The sequence below is a fragment of the Pseudomonas sp. CK-NBRI-02 genome (assembly GCF_008124495.1).
GTDB classification, from domain to species: Bacteria; Pseudomonadota; Gammaproteobacteria; order Pseudomonadales; family Pseudomonadaceae; genus Aquipseudomonas; species Aquipseudomonas guariconensis.
In genome coordinates this window covers 69,720-91,984 of sequence record NZ_VSJH01000006.1, presented here as the reverse complement: position 1 = coordinate 91,984, position 22,265 = coordinate 69,720, and the positions used below count along the sequence as shown (strand labels likewise).

The window sequence follows — 22,265 nt, the reverse complement described above, 5'->3', positions numbered from 1 at the left end:
GTCAGCCCCTATCAACCTAGGTGGGAGCTGGCGAAGCCTGCGATGGGGCGCAGCAGCCCCTTTCTTTTGCTTAACAAAACATAACGTCCCGCTCGTTGTTTTCCCGCCGATATCCCCGATAGGATGGCCCCAAAGCCATTGCAGTGCTCTGGAACAGGGTTTTCGCAGCACCTGCCAATAGGCTCACCCACTACAAGAACACAAAAGGGGAGCGGTCATGAGAGACCGGATTAGGGCGCGTGCCCGGCGTGGTGCCTGGCCACTGGCGGCCAGCATGTGGCTGGCGCTGGCCATCTCGACAGCAGCAGGTGGTGCCCAGGCCGCCGCTGCCGAGGAGTACTCGGTGGAGTCGGCCAGGGCCAGCCAGAGCCTGTTGATCGATGCCGCCAATCTCGGTAAACGGCTAGTGGTGGTCGGCGACCGTGGCCATATCCTGTTCTCCGACGACCAGGGCAAGACCTGGACCCAGGCCCGGGTGCCCACCCGGCAGTTGCTCACGGCAGTGTTCTTCCTCGACGACAAGCGCGGCTGGGCGGTCGGCCATGACGCCCAGGTGCTGACCACCAACGATGGCGGCGCCACCTGGAGCAAACAGTTCGAAGACCTCGCGCGCGAAGCACCATTGCTCGACGTGACCTTCCTCGATGCCCAGCATGGATTTGCCGTGGGTGCCTATGGCGCCCTGATCGAGACCACCGATGGCGGCCAGCACTGGCAGGACATCGCCGAGCGGCTGGACAACCCCGATCAGTTGCACCTCAACGCTATTGCCAGCATCAAGGATGCGGGCCTGTTTATCGTCGGCGAACAGGGCAGCATGTTCCGTTCCAGCGACAACGGCCAGAGCTGGTCGCGCGTCGAAGGCCCCTACGAGGGGTCGCTGTTCGGCGTGATCGCCACTGCTCACCCCCGCACGCTGCTGGCCTACGGCCTGCGCGGCAACCTGTTCCGTTCTACTGATTTCGGCGATACCTGGCAGCCGATCGCGCTCAAGGCTGCCCGTGGCTCGCTGGAGTTCGGCCTGGCGAGCGCCACCTTGCTCAAGGATGGCAGCCTGGTTCTGGTGGGCAATGGCGGCACGGTACTGCGCAGCCGCGATGACGGCCAGAGCTTCACGGTCTACAACCGCGCCGACCGTCTCGCCCTGTCGGGCGCCGCGGAGCTTGCCAATGGCGGTCTGCTGTTGGTGGGCCAAGGGGGCGTGCACCTGGCCACCGCTGAAGGCGCAGAGGAGGGGCAGCAATGACCAGCCGGGAGAGTTTCGACATGCACCAGCACCATCATCAAGACAAGGCGACCTTGCTCGAACGGCTGATCTTCAACAATCGGCCGGCCGTCATCGCCCTGTGCCTGCTGGTGAGCATCTTCCTGTTCTGGCAGGCCACGCAGATCCGCCCGTCTACCAGTTTCGAGAAGATGATCCCGCTGCAGCACCCGTTCATCGAACAGATGCTCGAGCACCGCAATGACTTGGCCAACCTCGGCAACACCGTGCGCATCTCGGTGGAAGCGGTCAATGGCGATATCTTCGACAAGGACTACATGGAGACCTTGCGCCAGATCCATGACGAGGTCTTCTACATTCCGGGCGTCGACCGGGCTGGGCTCAAGTCGCTGTGGAGTCCGAGCGTGCGCTGGACCGAGGTGACCGAAGACGGCTTCGCCGGCGGCGAGGTGATCCCCAACACTTACAACGGCTCGGCCGAAAGCCTCGACGAGCTGCGCGACAACGTGCTCAAGTCCGGCCAGGTCGGGCGTCTGGTGGCCAACAACTTCAAGTCCAGCATCGTCGACGTGCCGTTGATGGAGAGTTACCCGGACCCTCAAGACCAGAGCAAGCAGGTCAAGCTCGACTACCAGCAGTTTTCCCATCAGCTGGAAGAGAAGATTCGCGACAAGTTCCAGGCCCAGAATCCCAACGTGAAGATCCACATCGTCGGTTTCGCCAAGAAAGTCGGTGATCTGATCGACGGTCTGGTGATGGTGGTGATGTTCTTCGGCGTGGCCCTGGCCATCACCTGGGCACTGTTGTACTGGTTCACCTGGTGCATCCGCAGCACCATCGCCGTGCTCATCACCACCTTGGTGGCCGTGGTCTGGCAGTTGGGGCTGATGCATGCGGTCGGCTTCGGGCTGGATCCGTACTCGATGCTGGTGCCGTTCTTGATCTTCGCCATCGGCATCTCCCACGGGGTGCAGAAAATCAACGGCATCGCCTTGCAGTCGAGCGGAGCCGACAACGCCCTGACCGCTGCCCGGCGCACGTTCCGGCAGCTGTTCCTGCCGGGCATGATCGCCATCCTGGCCGATGCCGTGGGCTTCATCACCTTGCTGGTGATCGACATCGGCGTGATCCGTGAGCTTGCCATCGGTGCGTCGATCGGCGTGGCGGTGATCGTCTTCACCAACCTGATTCTGTTACCGGTAGCGATTTCCTACGTAGGCATCAGCCAAAAGGCCATTGCCCGCAGCAAGAAGGACGCCACCCGCGAACACCCGTTCTGGCGCCTGCTGGCCAACTTCGCCAGCCCCAAGGTGGCGCCGGTGTCTATCGCCCTGGCCCTGGCGGCCTTTGCCGGCGGCCTGTGGTACAGCCAGAACCTCAAGATCGGCGACCTTGACCAGGGCGCGCCGGAGCTGCGTCCTGACTCGCGCTACAACCAGGACAACAACTTCATCATCAGCAATTACTCCACCAGCTCCGACGTGTTGGTGATCATGGTCAAGACCCCGGCCGAGAGCTGCTCGATCCATTCGACCATGGCTCCGATCGACGAGCTGATGTGGACCATGGAGAACACCCCCGGCGTGCAGTCGGCGATCTCCTTGGTGACCGTGTCCAAGCAAGTGATCAAAGGCATGAACGAGGGCAGCCTGAAATGGGAGACCCTGTCGCGCAACCCGGACGTGCTCAATAACTCCATCGCCCGCGCCGATGGCCTGTACAACGCCGATTGCTCCTTGGCGCCTGTGCTGGTGTTCCTCAACGATCACAAGGCCGAGACGCTGGAGCGGGTGACCGCGGCAGCCCAGGCCTTTGCCGACAGCCATAACAAAGAGGGCCTGCAGTTCCTCCTGGCGGCCGGTAACGCGGGCATCGAGGCGGCCACCAACGAAGTGATCAAGTCGGCCGAGCTGACCATCTTGGTGCTGGTGTACCTGTGCGTGGCAGCTATGTGCCTGATCACCTTCCGCTCGTTCGCTGCAACGCTGTGTATTGTCCTGCCACTGGTGCTCACCTCGGTGCTGGGCAACGCCCTGATGGCCTTCATGGGCATCGGCGTCAAGGTTGCCACCTTGCCGGTGGTGGCCCTGGGCGTGGGGATCGGCGTGGACTACGGCATCTACATCTACAGCCGTCTGGAGAGCTTCCTGCGGGCAGGGCTGCCGCTGCAGGAGGCCTACTACGAAACCTTGCGCTCCACCGGCAAGGCGGTGCTGTTCACCGGCCTGTGCCTGGCCATCGGGGTGTGCACCTGGATCTTCTCGGCGATCAAGTTCCAGGCGGATATGGGCCTGATGCTGACCTTCATGTTGCTGTGGAACATGTTCGGCGCGCTGTGGCTGCTGCCGGCGCTGGCGCGCTTCCTGATTCGTCCGCAGAAGCTGGCGGGCAAGGCGGGTGGGTCGATCTTCGCACATTGATCCGGAGGGGGGGCCGCTTTGCGGCCCTTCGCAGGCGTGACTCGCGGCCACAGCTCTCGCGTCGCCGAGGCTATAATGCCGCTCCATTTCTCTGCGGACCTTTCCATGACCACCCTTGCCACTGCCCTCGAATCCTGTGACATGCTGCTGATCGATGGGCTGCATGCCTTCGATTTCACCTTCGACGCCGATGGCCTGTCGGTCGAATGCATGGACGGCCGTCAACTGCGCCGTTGGCGCTTCACGCCAGAGCAAGTCGCCGCCGCAGTCGCCGAGGGCGATCAATGGCTGCTCGACGATGCCGACGGTGAGCATCGGCTAGTCTGTATGGATGCCTTGCGCGCCTCGGAAGATGACGACGATGAAGATCTGGAAGAGCCTGCTGACCGCTAGTCTCATGGGCCTGACGTTCAACGCACACGCAGGCGTGCTGTTAGTCGGTAGCTATACCGATGGCGCCAGTCAGGGGCTCTATCGCTATAGCTTCGATACCCGCAGCGGCCAGATCGACCCCACGCCGCTGCAGGTGGTCAAGAGCGTGAGCCCCTCGTGGCTGGTGCTCTCGGCTGACCAGCGCTTGCTGTTCGTGGTCAACGAAACGCCACAAGGCCACGTGAGCAGTTTTTCGCTGGGCACCCAGGGCCAGATCAAGCCGCTCAACCAGGTGGCCAGCCGTGGCGACGAGCCGACCCATGCCAGCCTCAGTCATGACCAGCGCTACCTGTTCATTGCCAACTACGCTGTCGCACCTGTGCCGGGGGGGAGCCTGGTGGTGATCCCGGTGACACGGGACGGCACGCTCAAGGAGGCGGTCCAGCAGCTGCGCCATGCCCCGAGCAAGGTCAATCCCGAACGTCAGTCCGGTGCCCATGTGCACTCGGTGGTGCTTTCGCCCGACGGTCGCCACCTGTACGCCAGCGACCTGGGCGCAGACAAGGTATTCATCTACCGCTACGACGGTGCCAGCCCCCAGCATCCCTTGAGCCCGGCGATCCCCGCTTCGGTGGCCTTGCCTGCCGGCAGCGGCCCGCGTCATCTGTTGTTCGACGCCAAGGGCCGGTACGCCTACCTGACCTTGGAAATGAGCGGCGAGGTGGTGACGTTCGAGGCCCAGGACGGCAACCTGATCGAACGCCAGCGCCTGCCCCTGACCGAGCAGCAGGATGCTGCGGCCAAGGCGTCCGGAGGGCTGCACTTGTCGGCCGACGGCCGATTCCTCTATGTCAGCAACCGCGGCACTGCCAACGAGATCGTGGTGTATGCGGTGGGCAAGGATGACGGCCAGTTGAGCCTGTTGCAGCGCCGCTCGGTGGAGGGAGACCACCCCCGGGAGTTCGCCCTAGATCCGAGTGGCAACTTCTTGCTGGTGGCCAACCAGAAGAGCAACCAGATCGTGGTCATGCGCCGCGACCCACGCAGCGGCAAGCTCGGCGAGACTGTCCAGACCCTGTCCCAGGACGCGCCGTCGGACCTCAAGTTTCTCGAGTGACTATCAATCGGCTTGATAATCGCTACTGGCGCAATGAATTTCTGCGGGCCTCCCTGGCGGCGTAAGTTTGACCCAAGGCCAACAACGGCCATCGTCAAACCATCGAAGTCGAGGACAGCCCGCATGAACTTCAATCTCTTCCCGGTCATTGCCGCTTCCGCCATTTCCGCCTCTGTCGTCCTGCCTGCCCATGCTCAGGTCGAAGTGCGCGGTAAATCGTCTGTCACCCAGAGCTATACCGAAAAGTACCTGCAGCAAAGCGCGCATTTCCATGCAGCCCTGGGCGGAAAACACGCACATTGATTCGTAGAAGGGGTGGTAGTAGCACAACGCCATATGTTTAAATTTGACGCTGTATTTTTGACTCCGGAGGTGGAGCATGATGTGGCGTATCGCGGCGGTGGTGCTGTTGCTGTTCTCTTCGCCGATCCTGGCTATCTGAAAGATACAAACGCCGGTCTCGGGTCGCTGCGCCGGCCTCTTCGCGGGTGAACCCGCTCCCACAGGTCCTTCGGTGCTCTCAAGCACACCGCTGTGCCTGTGGGGACGGGCTTATCGAGGCGTCGAGCCGCCGCGAATGGGCACCCTGCAGACACAGGGCCTCAGCGGGCCATGATGGCCTTGAACAGGTCTGATTCCAGCCAGCCCTGCAACCAAGTGCGCACACGTGGGTACGGTGCCCCGGCAAACCAGGCCGGTTCCACCCCCGCAAACTGACGCATCAAGGGGAGCAGGGCGGCATCGGCCAGGCTCGGGTGCTCTGCCAGCAGGTACGGACGGCCTTCGAGCAATCCTTCCAGTTCCGCCAGCCAGGGTTCGGCCTGCTGGCGGTAGTGCTCGCGCGAATGTTCAGGGTAACGTTCGGCGTACTTGTACAGATTCACCTGGGCCTTGAAGGTGTGGTCGTTGCGCGCAATCAGCTCCAACGCCTGGGCCGCCGCCGCGGGGGCGGCCTGCAGACGCCAATCCTGTGGATCGTTCTGCTCCAGGGCCCAGCGCATGATGTCCAGGCTTTCTTCAAGCACGTGATCACCGGTGTCGAGCACCGGCACCGTGCCCTTGGGCGACAATGCCAGGAGTTCGGCGGGCTTGTTCTTCATCGCCACTTCGCAAATCTCCACCGGGCAGCCGGCATAACGCAGGGCCAGGCGTGCGCGCATGGCCCAGGGGCAGCGGCGGAACGAATAGAGCCTCACCCACACACCTCCACATCGCTCAGGCCATTGCCCTGGCGGCGGACCTGGATTTGCACCGGGATGCGCTCGTGCATCTCCTGCACATGGGAGATCACCGCCACCTTGCGCCCCTGTGCCTGCAGCCCGTCGAGGGCATCCATCGCCAGTTGCAGAGACTCCGGGTCCAGGCTACCGAAGCCCTCATCGATGAACAGCGATTCGATGCGCAGGGTACTGGAGGCCATGGACGCCAAGCCCAGGGCGAGGGCCAGGGACACCAGGAAGGTTTCGCCGCCGGAAAGCGAATGCACCGAGCGCAGCTCGTCGCCCATCTCGGTGTCCAGTACCAGCAGGCCCAGGGCACTGCCGCCGCGCTTGAGGCGATAGCGCTTGGCCAGTTGGCGCAATTGGCTGTTGGCGTGATGCAGCAACAAGTCCAGGTTGTAGCCTTGGGCAATCTTGCGGAAGACGTCGCCCGAGGCCGAGCCGATCAGGGCGTTCAGACGTGCCCAGCGCTGCCACTGGTGATAGGCCTGCTCGATCTCGCTGGCCAACGCCTGGTGCGCTTGCTGGCGACGCTGATCGTCGGCCTGACGGGCGCGCAGTTCGGCGCACTGCTGCTCCTGGCTGGCCAGCGCTTGCTCGAGGGTGGTCAGCGCTGCTTCCAGAGACTCGGGGTCCACTTCGCCGGTGGCTTGGGCGACGTGCTGCTGCAGGCGCTGTTCACGCTCCTGCAACAGCACGCGGCCTTGCTCGATGGCTTTTTCCGCCGTTTGCAGTCGCTGGCGCAGTTCGCCGAGCTGGGCATCGTCGATGGCCAGCAGGCGGTCCAGGCCGGTGTCGTCCAGTTCGGGATGTTCGCTGCGCCATTGGGCGATCTGGCCTTGCAACTGCTGGCACTCCTGCTCCAGCGCCTGCTGGCGCTGGCGGCTGGACTTGAGCTCGCCGGCCAGTTGCACACCTTGGGTGCGCAGTTCCTGCAAGCGCTCGGCGGTCTCGGTCTCGGCGAGGCGGGCATGTTCCAGTTGCGCGTCCATGTGCTGTTGCCAGGCCTCGGCACTGGGCTGTTCGCCAAGCAGTTCAGCCAGGGTGGCCAAGGCTTGCAGGCGCTGTTCATCCAGGGTGGCGAGCTTGTGTTGGAGTTGCTGCTGGGTGTTCAGGCGCAATTGCTGCTGGTCGCGCAGCTTGTCCAGCTGAACCTGGCGTGCCTGTTGTTCTTGTTGCTCGTCCTTGCGCTGGTCGAGCTGCTGGCGGCGCTGGGCGATCTGCTGGTCGAGGCCGAGGAAGGCGTTGGCCGGATCGTCGCGCAGGGCCTGGAGGATGTCCGCGGGCAGGACGTTGGTCAGATCGTTGAGACCTTGCTCAAGCTGTTGCTCATCGGTCGCCAGGGCCTGGTGTTGTTGCTCGAGATGACGCTGGGCCTGCTGCTGGGCTTCGCTGGCAGCCTGCAACTGCTGGTTCAGGCGGGCAGCGTCTTTTTGCAGGGCGAGCAAGGTGCCCTGGCGCTTCTCGTCGCGGGTGATCTCTTCATCCAGGCGGCGCAGCTGGCCGTCGAGCCAGGCACTGCGGCCTTTGTCGTCCTGCGGTGCGAGGGCGGGCCACAGGGCATGGGCCTGGAGCTGCTCGAGGAGCGGTTGCAGTTGCTCGCCCAACTGTACCTGTTGCTGCTGGTAGTCCTTGAGCTGGGCGTTGACCACGCCCAGTTGGGTACGCAGTTCCATCAACTGGTTGTTGAGGGCCTCGACCTGGGTGCGGGCGGCGTCTTCTTCGGCCTGGTCATGGCGGCCCAGGCTCTGTAACAGGGCTTCGGGCTGGTGGAAGGGATGCTCGGCGCTGCCGCAAACAGGGCAGGGCTCGCCGTCGCGCAGTTGCGCGCGCAGCTCCTCGACACTGCTGGTTCGTGCCAGGCGCTGGCGTTCCAGTAACTGGCGGGTCAGGGCGAGGGCCTGTTCGGCGGCTTCCAGCTCGGCCTTGGCGGCGGTGCCTTGGCCGATGAGCTGTTGGCGCTGTTGCATGGCCTGCTGCTGGCGCTCGCGCAGGCTGGCCAGGGTATGACGCAGTTCCTGTTCGCGGCCGTGCAAGCGTGACAAGTCTTCGACCACGCGTTGCTGCTTGCGGTTGTCCTGAAGCATTGCGCCCAGCAGGTCGATCTGCTCGGCCAGCGCCTGGGGTTCGGCACCGGCTTCGCGGAACAACAGCTCGAAGCTGTCGCGTTGGGACTGCAATTGGGCATTGGCCTGGCTGACCTGGGCCTGCAGGCCCGGCAGCTCTTCACGGCCCTTGGCCAGGCGGCCGCCTACCAGCATCACTTGCTTCAACTGCGGCAGATAGGCTTGCCAGGCATCGGTCAGCCCGGCCAGTTGTTCACTGTGCGCGAGCGCCGCATCGATCTGCGCCAAGGTGTGCAGACTGCGTTGCTGGTTTTCCTCCAACTGCTGCAATTGCTGCTGGTTGTCGGCGACCTCCTGGGCTGCCTGCTCGGCAGCGGCGCGTTGGGCGGCCAGTTCTTCGCTCAGGCGCGCCAGGCTGTCCTGGGTGGCGAAGGCCTGGCGCAGGCGTGGGGCGTTTTCGCTGTGCTGGGCTTGGCGCTGGGCAAGCGCTTGGCGCGCGCCTTCAAGCGCCTGCTCGAGTTCGCCCATGCGGGCTTGCAGTTCGTCTTGCTGGCGGGCTTGGTCGGCGAGCTCCGCAGCCAGTGGGGTCAACTGTGCGGTCAGCACTTGCTGGCGATGGAACTGATGGCGCTGCGGCGCGAGGCGTTCCAGACGCTGCAGGTCCAGGCGCTGCTCGGCCAGTTGCTGCCACTGTTGCTCGGCCGCGTGCAGCGCCTGTTGGGCCTCGGTGTACTGGGCCTGTAGCTGGCGCTGCTCCTGAAGCCAGGTGCGTTGTTGCTGCAGTTGCCGCTGGCGCGCCTGGTCGGCCTTGAACTGTTGCTGGGCCTGCTCCAGTTGCTGGTCGAGTGCGGCGCGGGCTTCGGTGTCCATGGGCAGCAGGTGCTCGGCCTGCTTCTTCAGGTCGTTGTGCCGTTCGCCGGTTTCCTTGGCCTTGGTGAAGGCGCGTTGGCCCAGGCGGGTGTAGATGGCGGTGTTGGTGAGCTTTTCGAGCAGCTCGCTGCGTTCTTTGTCGTCGGCCTTGAGGAAGGCGCCGAATTCGCTCTGGGCCAACATCACCGCGCGGGTGAACTGCTCGAAGTTCAGGCCCAGGCGTGCTTCGACCATATGCTTGTATTCGTTCTTGCCGCTGCCAAGCAGTTGCTCGCTGTCCAGATCGTACAGGCTCTGTCGGCTGTGTTGCAGCTTGCCATTGGCTTTCTCGCGGGCGCGGTTGGCTTCCCAGCGGGCGCGGTAGCGGCGCCCGTCGATGCCGACGAAGTCCACCTCGGCATAGCCGCTGCCGGTACCTCTGCGCAGCAGGTTGCGTGGGTCGGAGGTCGGGATCTCGCCATCGGCGTCGGGCACCTTGGCCTCCCGGCCGATGTCGTCCAGGCGGGGGACTGCGCCGAACAGCGCCAGGCACAGGGCATCGAGCAGGGTGCTCTTGCCAGCGCCGGTGGGGCCGGTGATGGCGAACAGGCCGGCGCTGGCCAGGGGCTCGGCGGTGAAGTCGATGTCGATCGGGCCTGCCAAGGAGGCGAGGTTTTTCAGGCGAATGGCAAGGATCTTCATGGCTGAGCCTCCTCCAACTGGACGTCTTGCAGCAGCTGGGCGAAATCAGCCAGAGCCTGCTCATCGACCGGGTTGCCATAGGCCTGTTCCCAGGCGCGACTGAACAGGTCTTGCGGGGTCAATTGCGACAGCTCGACGAAGGGTTGCTCGCCCTCGTCCTGCCTGTCGCGCCCAGCGTATTCGGCGCTGATGCGCACCAGACGCACGGCCTTGCCTTGCAGGGCACTCTCGATCTGCTGGCGCAGGTCTGGCTGCGGCTCGTCCAGGTGCACCCGCACTTCCAGCCAGCTCTGGCGGTTGGGATCGTCCAGAAGATCGATCACCGGCAGGTCGGCCAGCTGTTGCAGCAACTCGCCCAAAGGTGCCGGACCGATACGTTGCAGGGCCACGGCCCGCGGTATCGGGCGAGGCTCGACGCTGACCAGCTCGGCGCCGTCGAGCTCGATTTCCAGTACCTGGTGCGGATAGTTGATTTCAGCGAACGACAACGGAATCGGTGAGCCGCTGTAGCGGATGCGCTCCTCACGGTTGACCCGTTGCGGTTTGTGCAGGTGGCCCAGGGCGACATAGCTGATGGCTTTGTCGAACAGACGCGCCGGCAGGGCCTCGGCGTTGCCGATGATCAGGCTGCGCTCGGAGTCTTCCGAGACTGCGCCGCCGGCCATGTGCGCATGGCTGATGGCGACCAGGGCCTGGTCTTTCTTGCGCTTGGCCTGGGCAGCGGCGATCAGTTGTTGGTGCACCTGGGTGATGCCTTGCAGGTAGTCGTCGCCCAGCTGTGGGCCGGTGACTTCCGCCGGGCGCAGGAATGGCAGGGCCAAACACCAGGCGCAGACCTTGCCGCGGGCGTTGGTCAGCGGAATCAGCAGGCGCTCGGCGTCCAGCTGGCCTTCATCGAGCCAATGCACACGGCCCAGCGCGTGAGTACGCAGGCGCCGCATCAAGGCAGCCGGCAGTTCGATCCGCGAGCCGGAATCGTGGTTGCCGGCGATCATCACGATGTCGAGCTTGGGCTGTTGCTCATGGGCCTGGACGATGAAGTCGTAGAGCCGCTCCTGGGCTTTGACCGGTGGGTTGACCGTGTCGAAGATGTCGCCGGCGATCAACAAGGCGTCGGGTTGGCGCAGGCGCAGCTGGCCGAGCAGCCAGTCGAGGAAGCAGGCATGTTCGAAGTCGCGTTCCTGGCCGTGCAGGCTTTGGCCCAGGTGCCAGTCGGAGGTGTGAAACAGACGCATTGAAATTTCCGCAAGCATGCAGGCGTGGAGTCGAGGACCACGCGCTGAAGGTTATTTGGGGTAAAGCGGCGGCAGGCTGCCTGTTTCGCCCGAAGGCGTCAGGACCTGCTCGGCCGGTGGGATGGTGCCGATGGCGCGCCACAGCTCGTCGCCTTGCCAATACTGGCCGCTTTCGCTGTACAAGGCGCCATTGAGCCCATCCAAGGCATCGGACAAGGGTACGAAACGGGCGGCCATCTCGGCCAGGGTTTCCGGCTGCTGGCGTGCCCAGGCGTCAAGCGCCTGACGAGTGGCCTGGGGGTCGTTGGCCTGGCAGGCGCGCTTGAGATCGTCCAGCAGGCTGCGCGGGCTCGGACCGCTTTGAGTGGCCCGCAGCACCGCCGGCTGCGAGCGGGCGCGCCACCACAGGGCGAAGCCCAGCAGGGTGGTCAGCGCCAGCACCAGGGTCGCGAGCTGCCAGGGCCACACGCGAGCATTGCTGGCACTGCTGTCGCCGACCGGCGTGTCGGCGCTCAGGGCCGGGTTGTCTTCCACTTGCAGGGTGCGCGCCGGCAGGCTGCTGTGCTCCAGATGGTCTTCGCGGGTATTCCACCAAGTAATTTCCAGTGCAGGCAGGGCCAGGGCGCCGCTGTGGGTCGGGACCAGTGCCTCGCGCTCCTCGCGATTGGCGGTCATGCCCCGTTCGCTGATTTCATTGCGCAGTACAGGTTGGTCCGGATAGCGGCGCAAACCGTGGATCTCGGTGGCTGGCAAAGGCGGTAGCTGGGTGCTGGACAGCCCCTCGGCGCGCAAGGTGATGCTGCGGGTCAGGGAGTCGCCGATCTGCGTCTGCTGGTTGCTTGGGTCCGGGCTCCAGTGTTCTTCCAGGGTCAGGCTTCGCGTCGGCAGCCAGGGTTGATCGGCAGGCCAGGCGCCGGGGATCGGCCGCACCTTCAGCTGCAGTGGCAACGAGCTGACCTGGACCTGGCGACCCACGCGCGGGGTGCCGGCCGGCTGCTCGCCATTGTCGGCGGCGGTGGCGGTGAAAGTCAGTGCCGGGAGCTCCAAGGTGCCGCTTTGTTGCGGGTAGATCGCATAGCGGGTCTCGATCACGCCGTGTCGTACGCCGTTGATTTCCTTTTCATAGGTGCGCGATTCGCCCAATGGCTCGACCTTGGCGTTGTCCAGTTGCAAAGGGCTCAGGCTGCTGTCGTCGTACAGCGACACCGAGTGATAGATGCGCAGCGTCAACACGGCCTGGGCCTGGACGTACACCTCTGGGCTGTCCAGGCTGGCCTCGACGAAGACTTTGGAGGCGCTTTCGGGACGGCTGGCATCGGCTTGCAGTACTTGCAGCTCGATGGCTTGGCTCTGCGACTGGCCCAGTTGCAGCTCAGGGATACGCAAGCTGCCACTGCGCTTGGGCAGCAGGGTGATGATCCAGCGGGTGCTCGCGCGGGTCTCGCCGTCAAGGGTGTGCAGGCTGTTGAGCTGGCGGGTGCCACGCACTTCGAAGTCGCCTTCCAGGGCGCGCAGGTCGGGCTTGCCGAATTGTGTGACGTCCTGGCTTTCCAGGGTCAGCTCCAAGGTTTCGCCGGCCTGCAGGCGAGTGCGGTCGACGCTGGCCTGCAGGGTCGGTTGGGCCTGGGCCTGGAGAAGCCACAGCAGGCTGAATAGTAAGACGCCGAGGCGACTCATCGTGAGGTGTCCTGATGCAATTGCTGTTCATACCAGAATTTGCGCCGCAGCAGCTGGGCCGGGTTGTCGGGGATTTCCCGCAACCATTGCTCCAGGGCCTGGCGCTGTTCGGCATCCAGGCTGGTGGAGACCGGCCGCTGCGGCGGCTGGGTGGTGCTGTCGTCATCGCCAGGTTGCGAGCTGCCTGGCCCTTGCGCATTGCTTGCGTTCTCGCCCTGGGCCTGGGAGGAGGCCTGCTCATCGCTGCCAGGTGTGCTTTGGGCTGGGCTGGACGCTGAACTGCTGTTGCCCTCGGTCTCGTTGCCGGGGGTACCTTCGGACTCGCTGCCGGCCGGTTGTTCCTCGGCCTTGGCCTGGCGTTGCTGCAACAATTGCTGGACCAACGCCTGGTTGTCCAGGGCCGGCTGTAGGTCGGGTTGACGTTCCAGGGCCTGCTCGTAGGCATCCAGCGCGGCTTCCAGCTCCCCGGCGCGGGCCAAGGCATTGCCTCGATTGTAGTGGGCTGCGGCGCTGCTGCCTTGGGCGAAGGCCTTGGCTGCTGCTTCATAGTCGCCCGCCTGGTACAGCGCCATACCGCGCCACTGCGGGTCTTCGAAGTGCCGGGCAGCGTCGGCAGGGTGTTGTTGCTCGAGCAGGCGCTGGCCTTGCTGGTCCGGGCGCAGCCACAGGTCGTTGAATTCGAAGGCCTGGCTCGGTTGCGGCAAGGCCAGCAGTAGCGGCAGGCAGAACAGCCAACCGCGCCGACCGGCGCAGGCGGCCAGCACGAGCAAGGGCAGCAGCAGCCAGTAGCCTTGGTCCGCCCAGCTGTCCAGTTGCACGGTCTGGCCGTTGCTGCGCAGGGCGTGAGGGTTATCGAACAGCCCCAGGCCACGCAGGTCCAGGTCGTCGATGCGGGCGTGGCGGTAACGTCCACCGGTGCCGTTGATGAAGGCTTTGAGACTGGCGCTGTCCAGGCGGGGCAGGAGAATGCCGCCCTGATCGTCCTTGAGGTATTCGCCGTTGGCCTGACGCACCGGTGCGCCCTCGCTGCTGCCGATCCCGAGCATCAGCAGGCTGGGGCCCTGACGGCCCAGGGCCTTGAGTATGCCGCTGCGTTCGGCGTCGCTCAGCGCCGAGCCGATCAGCAACAGACGCCCCTGGCCCAGGCCGCTCTGGGCGAGCAAGGCAAGGCCTTTCTGCACGGCCAGGTCGGCCCGTTGGCCGGGCTGCGGCATGATCGACGGATCGACCGCCTCCAGGAGGTTGCGGGTGGTGCCCAGGTCGTCGGACAGCGGCACCAGGGTATGCGCGCTGCCGGCATACACCACCAGGGCGGTCTGGCTGTCGCGACGGTGCTCGAGCAGGTCGAAGATCTTGCGGCGGGCCTGCTCTAGGCGGTTGGGCGTGCTGTCTTCGGCGAGCATCTGTGGAGTCAGCTCGAGCAGGATCACCAGCGGGTCGGCGGGGCGCTGGCGGGTTTCTTCCAGGCGTTGCCAGCTTGGGCCAAGCAAGGCCAGGACCACCAACAGCCAGGCCAGGCCCAGGGCGATCCACGGCAACTTGCTGGTCTGGCCGTTGCCGCCGCCGAGCAGCACACCATGGAATTGCACGGGAAGGATCAGCTGCCAGCGCCCGGCGCGTTTGCGCCGGTGCCAGAGCTTGAACAGCAGCCAGCCGAGCAGAGGGATCACCAGCAGCCAGAGAGGGCGCAGCCATTGCGGCCAGAGTTCGATCATCGCCGCCTCCTCAGACGCAGGCGCTTGAGGCGCTGGCGCCATTCCGGGTGCGGCTGTAGAAAGCGCGGTCGGCGCAGTAGGCGTTGGAAGAGGTTGTCCGGCCATTGCACGGCGACCACCAGCAGCACGCTCAAGAGCAATGCCAAGGCCAGCGGCCAGGCGTAGAGGGCTTTGGCGGTGCGTGCCTGGGTCGGTTGCTGGGCCACCGGTTCGAGCTGGTCGAGGGTATCGCCGATCGCGACCAACTCGGCGCCGTCATGGGCGCGGAAGTAGGCCCCCTGGGTCAGTTCGGCGATCTCTTTGAGCGAGGCTTCGTCCAGGTCCAGGCTCGGGTTAAGGCCCAGCAACCCTGGCGTACCGCTGGCTTCGGGGTTGGCACCGATGCCGATGGTGTAGATGCGCACGCCTTCCTGGGCGGCCAGGCGGGCGGCGGTGAGCGGGTGGATCTGCCCACCGTTGTTGGCTCCGTCGGTGATCAGCACCAGCACCCGGCTCTGCGCCGGACGCTGGCGCAGGCGTTTGACCGCCAGGCCAATGGCGTCGCCGATGGCGGTGTTCTTACCGGCGATGCCGATCTGCGCCTCGTCGAGAAAGGTGCGCACGGTGCGTCGGTCAAAGGTCAGCGGCGCCTGCAGGTAGGCTTCGCTGCCGAACAGGATCAACCCGACCCGGTCGCCCTCGCGGTCCTGGAGAAAATCGCCGAGCAGCGCCTTGACCAGGTCCAGGCGGCTGATTTCGTCGTCCTTCCACTGCATGTCGGGAAAGTCCATCGAGCCGGACACATCCACCGCCACCAGCAGGTCGCGACCGCTGGCCGCCACCGGCACCGGATCGCCGAGCCATTGGGGACGGGCAGCGGCCAGCAGCAGGAGCAGCCAGATCGTCACGAAGGGCGCCTGCTGGCGCCAGGTCGGCAGATTCAGGCGGGCACGGCGCCCGGCCAAGCCTTCGAGTTCATCGAGAAAGCCCACCTTGAGCACCGGCTCGCCGCTGTCGGCAGCCGGCAGCACCAGGCGCGCGAGCCACGGCAACGGTAACAGCAAGAAGACCCACGGCCAGGCCAGCTCAAACATGCTTGCGGATCCAGATTTCGACCGCCTGGGCGAGCCCGGCGATGGCCTTGTCGTCGAGCTTGCACTCGGGTTTGTAGGCGCCTTCGACCAGCACCATCCAGCGGGTCAGGCCTGCGGCCGGGCAGCGGTTGTCTAGAAACGCCAGCCACTGACGGCCGTTGAGCGTGTGGCTGTTGGCGCCGGGGTAGTGGTTGCGGCACAGGCGTTTGAGCAGCGCGTTGATGTGCTGCAGCCAGGCGCCGGCAGGTGCGCCGTCGTAGGGGCGGGGCAGGCGAGCCAGTTCGGCCAGTGCTTCCAGGCGGATGGGGTCCAGCGGCTGCTCGGCGCGCACCACTCGGGGTTTGGCCGGACGCCAGTGGCGTAGTCGCCACAGCCCCCAGCCGAGCAGGGGCAGCAGGGCGAACAGGCCCCACCAGCCCGGCGCGGGCGGCCACAGGCTCACGGCCGGCGGCGCGATCAAGGGTTGCAACTGGTCCAGCGGGTTCATTGACCGCTCCCCGGGCGCTGGGCGTTGAGGTACTCACGCAGTTGCTCGATCATCTCGCTCTGGGTGCTCAAGGGCATCAACAGTACCCGCAGCTTCTGCGCCAGCAGCTCCCAGCGCTCGATGCGCGCCTCGGCCTGCTGGCGGTAGGCCTGGCGCAGGTTGGCATCGAGGGTGTCGAGCTCCAATTGGGCACTGCGTTGGGCAAAACGCAGCAAGCCGGCGGCCGGCAGCGCGTGGTCGAGCGGGTCGGAGACGGGCATCAGCAACAGATCGCAGTGGCGCGAGAGCATGCTCAGGTGCTGCTCGACACCAGGGGTCAAGGCGCGTTCGTCACAGATGATGATGGCCAGGCTGCCTGGGCGCAGCACCTCGCGGGCGCGGCGCAAGGCAAGGCCCAGGCTGTCGGGCTGGGGCACGGCCTCGGTGTGCAGCGACTGGTTCACTTTGGCCAGTCGGTTGAGCAACTGCAGCAGGCTTTGTTTGCTGCGCCGGGGCTTGATCTCGTGGTGTTCGTTGTCGCCGAACACCAGTCCGCCGATGCGGTCGTTGTGGCCCAGCGCGGCCCAGCCGAACAGGGCCGCAGCCTGGGCCGCCAGGACTGACTTGAACATCAGTCCGGAGCCGAAGAACAGGCGTTGGCTCTGCTCGACCAGGATGAAAATAGGCCGTTCGCGCTCCTCGTGGAACAGCTTGGTATGCGGCTCCTGGGTGCGCGCGGTGACGCGCCAGTCGATGTTGCGCACGTCGTCGCCGGCCTGGTAGACCCGCACCTGGTCGAAGTCCACGCCGCGTCCGCGCAGCTTGGAGTGGTGCAGGCCCACCAGCGGGCTGCGCTGGCCGGGCCGGGAAAACAGCTGGATTTCGCGCACGCGGTGACGCATGTCGATCAACTCGGCAAGGCCGATGCGGATGCCGGGTTCGGTCAGGTGCGCGGTGGGCATGGGGTCAGGCGACAGCGACAACGTCGAGGATGCGCTGGACCACCCGGTCCTGGTCGATCCCCGCCGCTTCCGCCTCGAAGGACAAGATGATGCGGTGGCGCAGCACGTCGAACAGCACTGCCTGGATGTCCTCGGGGCTGACGAAATCACGCCCGGCCAGCCAGGCGTGGGCGCGGGCGCAGCGGTCCAGGGCGATCGAGCCGCGCGGGCTGGCGCCATAGGCGATCCAGTCGGCCAACTCGGCGTCGAACTTGGCCGGTGTGCGGGTGGCCATCACCAACTGCACCAGGTATTCCTCCACGGCGTCGGCCATGTACAGGCCGAGGATTTCCTTGCGCGCGGCGAAGATCGCCTGCTGGCTGACCCGTCGCTCCGGCTTGACCTCGCCGCCGAGCGCCTCGCCGCGGGCCTGCTGGAGGATGCGTCGTTCCACGGCGGCATCCGGGAAGCCGATCTTCACGTGCATCAGGAAGCGGTCGAGCTGGGCCTCGGGCAGGGGATAGGTACCTTCCTGCTCGATCGGGTTCTGGGTGGCCATGACCAAGAACAGCGGCGACAGCTCGTAGGTGCTGCGCCCGACGCTGACCTGGCGCTCGGCCATGGCTTCGAGCAACGCTGACTGCACCTTGGCCGGAGCGCGGTTGATTTCGTCCGCCAGCACCAGGTTATGGAAGATCGGCCCCTGCTGGAACACGAAGCTGCCGGTTTCCGGGCGATAGATTTCGGTGCCGGTGATGTCGGCCGGGAGCAGGTCGGGGGTGAACTGGATGCGGTGGAACTGCGCTTCGATACCTTCGGCCAGTTCCTTGATGGCCTTGGTCTTGGCCAGGCCCGGTGCGCCTTCGACCAGCATGTGGCCGTCGGCCAGCAGCACGATCAGCAGGCGTTCGACCAGCTTCTCCTGGCCAAGGATCTGGGAGGAAAGAAAGGTGCGCAGCGCGATCAGCGCCTCACGGTGTTCCATCGTCGACGGTTCCTGGAAATGGGCCTGGCGTGCTGGCACAGCGGCGTCCGGGCAGGGGGTGATACTTTAATCCATCCAGGCCCATGCCGACCAATGGCGGCGTGGATTTTTCTTGCAGGGCTGGTCCGGTGAAGCCGGGGCAGTTCAACGGGGTGGCTCGGCCCGATCGTGGGTTGGCTGCGATCGGGCCGCCAGTGCGCGTCAGTTCTTCGCGCTGGAATGCTTGCGCCCTTGGTCGAACAGGGCAAAGACCACCACCAATACGCCAGAGATCGCCAAAATCAGTGCCACACCGTCAGTGGAATGGGTGGCCGATCCGGCCACCAGGGCCAGTCCGCCCAGTGGCGCCAGGCCGCCGGCCACGGCCGTGCCGATCTCGCGGCCGGTACCAAAGCCCGAAGAGCGCGTCTGGGCTGGGAACTGTCGACTGAGGAACGAGCCCTGAGGGGCGAACATCATGGGCGCGAGGATGCCGGTACCGATCGCGATGGCGATGTAGATCAGGGTCGGCTCGCCCGTGCTCAGCAATTGCAGGAAGGGGTAGGCGAACACTGCCGACAGCACACCGCCAAGCATCAGTACGGTCTTGCTGCTCCATTTGTCGCACAGCCAGCCGAACAACGGCACGGTGAAGATCGCCACCAGGCTGGCAATGGTCACCGATAGCGAAGTGACATGGGCCTCGACGCCCTTGAATTGGGTCAGATAGGCCAGGGAAAAGGTCTTGAAGATGTAGCTCAGTGCGTTGTAGCCGATGGCTACGAAGAACACCACCGCCAGGCCCTTGAGGTCATGTTTGAACAGCAGCTTGAGCGGCGAGACCTGGGGTTTATCCTTGGCCTGGTCGAGCTTCTTGAAATCCGGGGTCTCAGGGATGCTCTTGCGCACCCACAGGCCGATGCCGACCAGTGCGATGCTGGCGATGAACGGGATGCGCCAGCCGCCGGCGAGCAGGAATTCATTGCCGTTCATGGTCAGCAGATACACGGTCAGCGACGACAGCAGCAGGCCCAGGTTCAGGCCCAGTGCCGGCCAGGCACCCTGGCTGCCGCGCTTGCCTTCGCTGGCGTGCTCGTAGGAGGTGACCGCCGCGCCGGACAATTCGGCGCCCGCGCCCAGACCTTGGATGATGCGGATCACCACCAGGATGATCGGGGCCCAGATGCCGATGCTGGCGTAACTGGGGATCAGGCCGATCAGGGCCGTGCAAACGCCCATCATGCAGAAGGTGATCACCAGCACCTGTTTGCGCCCGAAGCGGTCGCCCAGGTAGCCGAACAGTACGCCGCCAAAGGGGCGGGCGATGAAGCCGATGGCGAAGGTGGAGAACGCCAGCAGCGAGGCCACGGCCGGGTTGCTGGCATCGAAGAAGATCTTCGAGAAGACGATCGCTGCCATGGTGGCGTACAGGTAGAAGTCATACCACTCCAGCATCGAGCCGAAGATGGTCGCTGCTGCCACCTTGCGCAGGCGTTTGCGCTGCTGGTCCGGGGTTTCGGTCGCGGCCAGGGCCGCCTCGTGTACCGACATCTGAGGTTTCCTTATTGTCTTTGTAGTGGGCTATGCAGGGGTTTCAGCGGGCCTTGAGGATCTTCGCGGCGATCATCTGGCCAATAGGGATGGCGGAGGTGGCTGCAGGCGAGGGTGCGTTGCAGACATGCACCATGCGTGGGGTCTCGGCGAACAGGAAGTCGTGCACCAGGCTGCCGTCGCGCATGACCGCCTGGGCGCGGATGCCGGCCTCATACGGCAGCAGGTCTTCTACCTCCAGCTGCGGGCAGTACTTGCGGCACTGCTCCAGGTAGCCTCGCTTGAACAGCGAGTTCTTCATTTCAGTGGTGCCCGAGCCCAGGTTATTCCAGATCGTTTTCCAGAAGCCCGGGAAGCGCGCGTACTCGGCCACATCGCGCCAGTTCACCGAGAACTTGCGGTAGTTCTCCCGGCCCAGGCCCAGCACCGCGTTGGGGCCGACGGTGACGCTGCCGTCGATCATGCGTGTCAGGTGCACGCCAAGGAACGGCAGGTCCGGGTCAGGGATCGGGTAGATCAGGTGGTTGACGATCTGGTTCTTGCTCGCTGGCAGGCGGTAATACTCACCGCGGAAGGGGATGATCTGGTGGTCGATCTTCATTCCGGCCAGGCGCGCCAGGCGGTCGGACTGCAAGCCGGCGCAGGCGACCAGCTGGCGGGCGCGCCAGCTTTGGCTGTCGCTGCTCACCTCGACGTAGTCGCCCTGTTCCTGGATCGCCCGCACGGTGGTGGCCAGACGAACGTGACCGCCGGCCTTCTGGATGACCCGGGCCATGGCGTCGCACACCTGCTTGTAGTCGACGATGCCGGTGGCATCGAGAAACAGCGCACCCTTGCCGACGATGTTCGGCTCGCGGCGCTTGAGTTCGGCGGCGTCCAGGCGCTCGACCTTCAGCCCGTTCTGCTGCGAGCGCTCGTACAGCGCGTGCATGCGCTGCATTTCCAGATCGTTCGAGGCCACCAGCAGTTTGCCGCAGACCTCGAAAGCGATGCCGTGCTCGGTGCAGAAGTCCTTGGTGGCTTGGGCGCCGCGTTTGCACAGGTCGGCCTTGAGAGTGCCTGGTGCGTAGTAGATGCCTGCATGGATCACGCCGCTGTTGTGGCCGGTCTGGTGAAGACCGAGGCTGGTTTCCTTCTCGAGGATCAGCAACGAGGCGCCGGGGCGCTGTTCGAGCAGGGCCATGGCGGTGGCGAGGCCGACGATGCCGCCGCCGATGATGCAGTAGTCGTAAGTCATGCAGGGGATACCTTGGTGTTCTTGTCGGTGAATCTGCTTATCAGGTTGTCAGACTAAGTAGGGCGTATGAAAGGTCGCCAGGCCGTATGCGAAGGCTCCGAAATCAGTCGAGGTCGGGAAGGTCGATCTTCAGGCGTCTGGCCGATGCCCGTAGGTGGGCTTCAGCGCAGGCGGCAGCCGCCTGGCGGTCACCGTCGGCAATGGCTTGGTACAGCGCCTGGTGTTCACGGTTGGCATCGGCTGCACCGCCTTGGGGAAGAGCCGCGGAGTTCTCCCAGGCGTTGCGGCGCGCGGTGGCTAGCTGGCCACCCAGAAAATCATGGAAGGCCACGAAATAATCGTTCTTGCTGGCTTCGGCAATGGCCCGGTGGAAGGCCACGTCGGCGGCAGAGGCTGTGGCCAGGTCGCTGCGCCCGTCGAGCATCGTCTGCAGAGCCTGGGCCATGCGGGCGAGGTCCGCGTCGTCGCGGCGGCGGGCCGCAACGGCGGCAGCTTGGGTTTCGATCCACAGACGCATCTCGAACATCTGCACGAGATCTGGCTTGCGCCCGTTGCTCCCGGGGAAGCGGAAAACCGTGCCGCAGGGCGTTTGCGAGATATAGGAGCCGAGCCCGCGCCGGGCGATGAGCACGCCGTCCGCCTTCAGTTGCGCCACTGCCTCGCGCACCACCGAACGGCTGACATTGAGCTGTTCGGCCAGTTGCTGTTCGGTGGGCAGGCGCGATTCGGCGGCCAGGCGGCCGGAATCGATTTCTGCGCGGATGGCGCTGACGACCCGTTCGACCAAGGTGTCCGGGCGCTGAAGCTCTAGCATGGGTATGCCGCCTATTGATCAGGTTGTCAGACAATGCCTGGGGTGAGGATCGCCTGTCAACGATTTCAAGGGGTTATGAGAGCGGGCCCTGGAGAAAGCAAGCCTGCCGCTACCGCGTTCAGAGCTCGCTGACGTAGGTCCCGGTGCCGTCGAGAATGTTGCGCAAAGTCAGCTCGACCTCCTCGAGGTCCGTGCCCGGTGAGGTCAGTAGGATCTCCAGCTGCTCCGAGCCCTTGAGCGCATCTCGGTCGCCGGCGGCCACCTCGATCAGCAGGCGGTCGGCGCTCAGCGTGACCTTCAGCCCGTCTAGCGTCGAAGGCTCGTCGTCCAGGGTCAGGTCCACGGTGTCTTCGTCGGGGTAACGGGTGAGCAGGAACATCTGCCCCTTGTCGCTGTGGCAGCACAAGGTCGCCATGTTGTCTTCCTCTTCGTCGCAGGGTGTGGCGAAGAGCAGGGCGGTTTTCAGTTGCATGGGCAGGCTCAGGTCAAAGAAATGAGCGGGAATTCTGACAGCCTTGGGCATGGACATAAACGTAAAGTTACCGCCCCTTGACCGAAATTGTCGCAGCGCTGCAAGCCGTGGTGACCGCTCAGTCGTTAAGCTGCCCAGTCGATGGACAC

The 22,265-nt window shown here is 64.9% G+C and carries 18 protein-coding genes; 5 read left to right on the top strand and 13 right to left on the bottom strand.

All coding sequences use genetic code 11. The features are described from left to right. The first annotated feature begins 217 nt into the window (after positions 1-217). The 5 genes from DQ397_RS04740 to DQ397_RS04720 all read left to right on the top strand — a co-directional run bounded on the left by DQ397_RS04740 (position 218) and on the right by DQ397_RS04720 (position 5,437). Entirely contained in the window at positions 218-1,246 is a 1,029-nt protein-coding gene (locus DQ397_RS04740; RefSeq protein ID WP_043206780.1) for a YCF48-related protein, read from the top strand. Beyond that, on the top strand, positions 1,243-3,645 hold the full coding sequence (locus tag DQ397_RS04735) for an RND family transporter (protein WP_052352360.1): 2,403 nt from the start codon (positions 1,243-1,245) through the stop codon (positions 3,643-3,645). Before DQ397_RS04740 ends, DQ397_RS04735 begins: the two co-directional genes overlap by 4 nt. Before the next feature lie 105 nt (positions 3,646-3,750). Continuing rightward, entirely contained in the window at positions 3,751-4,038 is a 288-nt protein-coding gene (locus tag DQ397_RS04730) for a DUF5629 family protein (protein WP_043206779.1), read from the top strand. 4 nt (positions 4,039-4,042) lie between these two features. Next, positions 4,043-5,134, top strand: coding sequence for a lactonase family protein (locus DQ397_RS04725; RefSeq protein WP_052352365.1), 1,092 nt, complete (start codon positions 4,043-4,045; stop codon positions 5,132-5,134). A 123-nt stretch (positions 5,135-5,257) separates the two neighbouring features. Beyond that, positions 5,258-5,437, top strand: a complete 180-nt coding sequence (locus DQ397_RS04720; protein WP_043206774.1) for a hypothetical protein — start codon at positions 5,258-5,260, stop codon at positions 5,435-5,437. Positions 5,438-5,736: 299 nt separating this feature from the next. Here DQ397_RS04720 and DQ397_RS04715 read toward each other — a convergent pair whose 3' ends face one another. The 13 genes from DQ397_RS04715 to DQ397_RS04655 form a co-directional block, all read right to left on the bottom strand. Beyond that, on the bottom strand, positions 5,737-6,330 hold the full coding sequence (locus DQ397_RS04715; RefSeq protein ID WP_043206773.1) for a glutathione S-transferase: 594 nt from the start codon (positions 6,328-6,330) through the stop codon (positions 5,737-5,739). Beyond that, a complete protein-coding gene (locus DQ397_RS04710; protein WP_043206771.1) occupies positions 6,327-9,971 on the bottom strand; it encodes an AAA family ATPase in 3,645 nt (1,214 codons plus the stop codon). Before DQ397_RS04710 ends, DQ397_RS04715 begins: the two co-directional genes overlap by 4 nt. Next, entirely contained in the window at positions 9,968-11,206 is a 1,239-nt protein-coding gene (locus DQ397_RS04705; RefSeq protein ID WP_043206768.1) for an exonuclease SbcCD subunit D C-terminal domain-containing protein, read from the bottom strand. Before DQ397_RS04705 ends, DQ397_RS04710 begins: the two co-directional genes overlap by 4 nt. 51 nt (positions 11,207-11,257) lie before the next feature. Then, positions 11,258-12,883, bottom strand: coding sequence for a BatD family protein (locus DQ397_RS04700; RefSeq protein ID WP_043206767.1), 1,626 nt, complete (start codon positions 12,881-12,883; stop codon positions 11,258-11,260). Continuing rightward, complete coding sequence (locus tag DQ397_RS04695; RefSeq protein ID WP_043206766.1) at positions 12,880-14,598, bottom strand: tetratricopeptide repeat protein; 1,719 nt, start codon at positions 14,596-14,598, stop codon at positions 12,880-12,882. The genes DQ397_RS04700 and DQ397_RS04695 overlap by 4 nt, the downstream gene beginning before the upstream one ends. Beyond that, entirely contained in the window at positions 14,595-15,671 is a 1,077-nt protein-coding gene (locus tag DQ397_RS04690) for a VWA domain-containing protein (protein ID WP_043206765.1), read from the bottom strand. Before DQ397_RS04690 ends, DQ397_RS04695 begins: the two co-directional genes overlap by 4 nt. Beyond that, positions 15,664-16,158 carry a DUF4381 domain-containing protein gene (locus DQ397_RS04685; RefSeq protein WP_043206764.1) on the bottom strand — a complete coding sequence of 165 codons (495 nt, stop codon included), beginning with the start codon at positions 16,156-16,158 and terminating at the stop codon, positions 15,664-15,666. Before DQ397_RS04685 ends, DQ397_RS04690 begins: the two co-directional genes overlap by 8 nt. Continuing rightward, positions 16,155-17,099 carry a DUF58 domain-containing protein gene (locus tag DQ397_RS04680; RefSeq protein WP_043206852.1) on the bottom strand — a complete coding sequence of 315 codons (945 nt, stop codon included), beginning with the start codon at positions 17,097-17,099 and terminating at the stop codon, positions 16,155-16,157. The genes DQ397_RS04685 and DQ397_RS04680 overlap by 4 nt, the downstream gene beginning before the upstream one ends. Positions 17,100-17,103: 4 nt before the next feature. Next, positions 17,104-18,063, bottom strand: a complete 960-nt coding sequence (locus tag DQ397_RS04675; protein ID WP_043206762.1) for a MoxR family ATPase — start codon at positions 18,061-18,063, stop codon at positions 17,104-17,106. Between the two features lie 201 nt (positions 18,064-18,264). After that, the gene (locus DQ397_RS04670; protein WP_043206760.1) at positions 18,265-19,593 is read right to left on the bottom strand and encodes an MFS transporter; all 1,329 of its coding nucleotides are present in this window, start codon (positions 19,591-19,593) and stop codon (positions 18,265-18,267) included. A gap of 43 nt (positions 19,594-19,636) precedes the next feature. After that, positions 19,637-20,830, bottom strand: a complete 1,194-nt coding sequence (gene lhgO / locus DQ397_RS04665) for an L-2-hydroxyglutarate oxidase (RefSeq protein ID WP_043206758.1) — start codon at positions 20,828-20,830, stop codon at positions 19,637-19,639. A gap of 103 nt (positions 20,831-20,933) precedes the next feature. Further along, positions 20,934-21,644: a FadR/GntR family transcriptional regulator gene (locus DQ397_RS04660; protein ID WP_043206755.1), complete on the bottom strand. Its 711-nt coding sequence runs from the start codon at positions 21,642-21,644 to the stop codon at positions 20,934-20,936. 118 nt (positions 21,645-21,762) lie between these two features. Further along, positions 21,763-22,116: a hypothetical protein gene (locus DQ397_RS04655; protein WP_043206753.1), complete on the bottom strand. Its 354-nt coding sequence runs from the start codon at positions 22,114-22,116 to the stop codon at positions 21,763-21,765. Positions 22,117-22,265 lie beyond the last annotated feature (149 nt).

What these genes read in the sequence shown, in the direction of transcription:
- DQ397_RS04740 (WP_043206780.1), top strand. Translation starts at nt 218, where the DNA reads ATGAGAGACCGGATTAGGGCGCGTGCCCGGCGTGGTGCCTGGCCACTG.
- DQ397_RS04735 (WP_052352360.1), top strand. Translation starts at nt 1,243, where the DNA reads ATGACCAGCCGGGAGAGTTTCGACATGCACCAGCACCATCATCAAGAC.
- DQ397_RS04730 (WP_043206779.1), top strand. Translation starts at nt 3,751, where the DNA reads ATGACCACCCTTGCCACTGCCCTCGAATCCTGTGACATGCTGCTGATC.
- DQ397_RS04725 (WP_052352365.1), top strand. Translation starts at nt 4,043, where the DNA reads ATGGGCCTGACGTTCAACGCACACGCAGGCGTGCTGTTAGTCGGTAGC.
- DQ397_RS04720 (WP_043206774.1), top strand. Translation starts at nt 5,258, where the DNA reads ATGAACTTCAATCTCTTCCCGGTCATTGCCGCTTCCGCCATTTCCGCC.
- DQ397_RS04710 (WP_043206771.1), bottom strand. Translation starts at nt 9,971, where the DNA reads ATGAAGATCCTTGCCATTCGCCTGAAAAACCTCGCCTCCTTGGCAGGC.
- DQ397_RS04705 (WP_043206768.1), bottom strand. Translation starts at nt 11,206, where the DNA reads ATGCGTCTGTTTCACACCTCCGACTGGCACCTGGGCCAAAGCCTGCAC.
- DQ397_RS04700 (WP_043206767.1), bottom strand. Translation starts at nt 12,883, where the DNA reads ATGAGTCGCCTCGGCGTCTTACTATTCAGCCTGCTGTGGCTTCTCCAG.
- DQ397_RS04695 (WP_043206766.1), bottom strand. Translation starts at nt 14,598, where the DNA reads ATGATCGAACTCTGGCCGCAATGGCTGCGCCCTCTCTGGCTGCTGGTG.
- DQ397_RS04690 (WP_043206765.1), bottom strand. Translation starts at nt 15,671, where the DNA reads ATGTTTGAGCTGGCCTGGCCGTGGGTCTTCTTGCTGTTACCGTTGCCG.
- DQ397_RS04685 (WP_043206764.1), bottom strand. Translation starts at nt 16,158, where the DNA reads ATGAACCCGCTGGACCAGTTGCAACCCTTGATCGCGCCGCCGGCCGTG.
- DQ397_RS04680 (WP_043206852.1), bottom strand. Translation starts at nt 17,099, where the DNA reads ATGCCCACCGCGCACCTGACCGAACCCGGCATCCGCATCGGCCTTGCC.
- DQ397_RS04675 (WP_043206762.1), bottom strand. Translation starts at nt 18,063, where the DNA reads ATGGAACACCGTGAGGCGCTGATCGCGCTGCGCACCTTTCTTTCCTCC.
- DQ397_RS04670 (WP_043206760.1), bottom strand. Translation starts at nt 19,593, where the DNA reads ATGTCGGTACACGAGGCGGCCCTGGCCGCGACCGAAACCCCGGACCAG.
- lhgO (WP_043206758.1), bottom strand. Translation starts at nt 20,830, where the DNA reads ATGACTTACGACTACTGCATCATCGGCGGCGGCATCGTCGGCCTCGCC.
- DQ397_RS04660 (WP_043206755.1), bottom strand. Translation starts at nt 21,644, where the DNA reads ATGCTAGAGCTTCAGCGCCCGGACACCTTGGTCGAACGGGTCGTCAGC.
- DQ397_RS04655 (WP_043206753.1), bottom strand. Translation starts at nt 22,116, where the DNA reads ATGCAACTGAAAACCGCCCTGCTCTTCGCCACACCCTGCGACGAAGAG.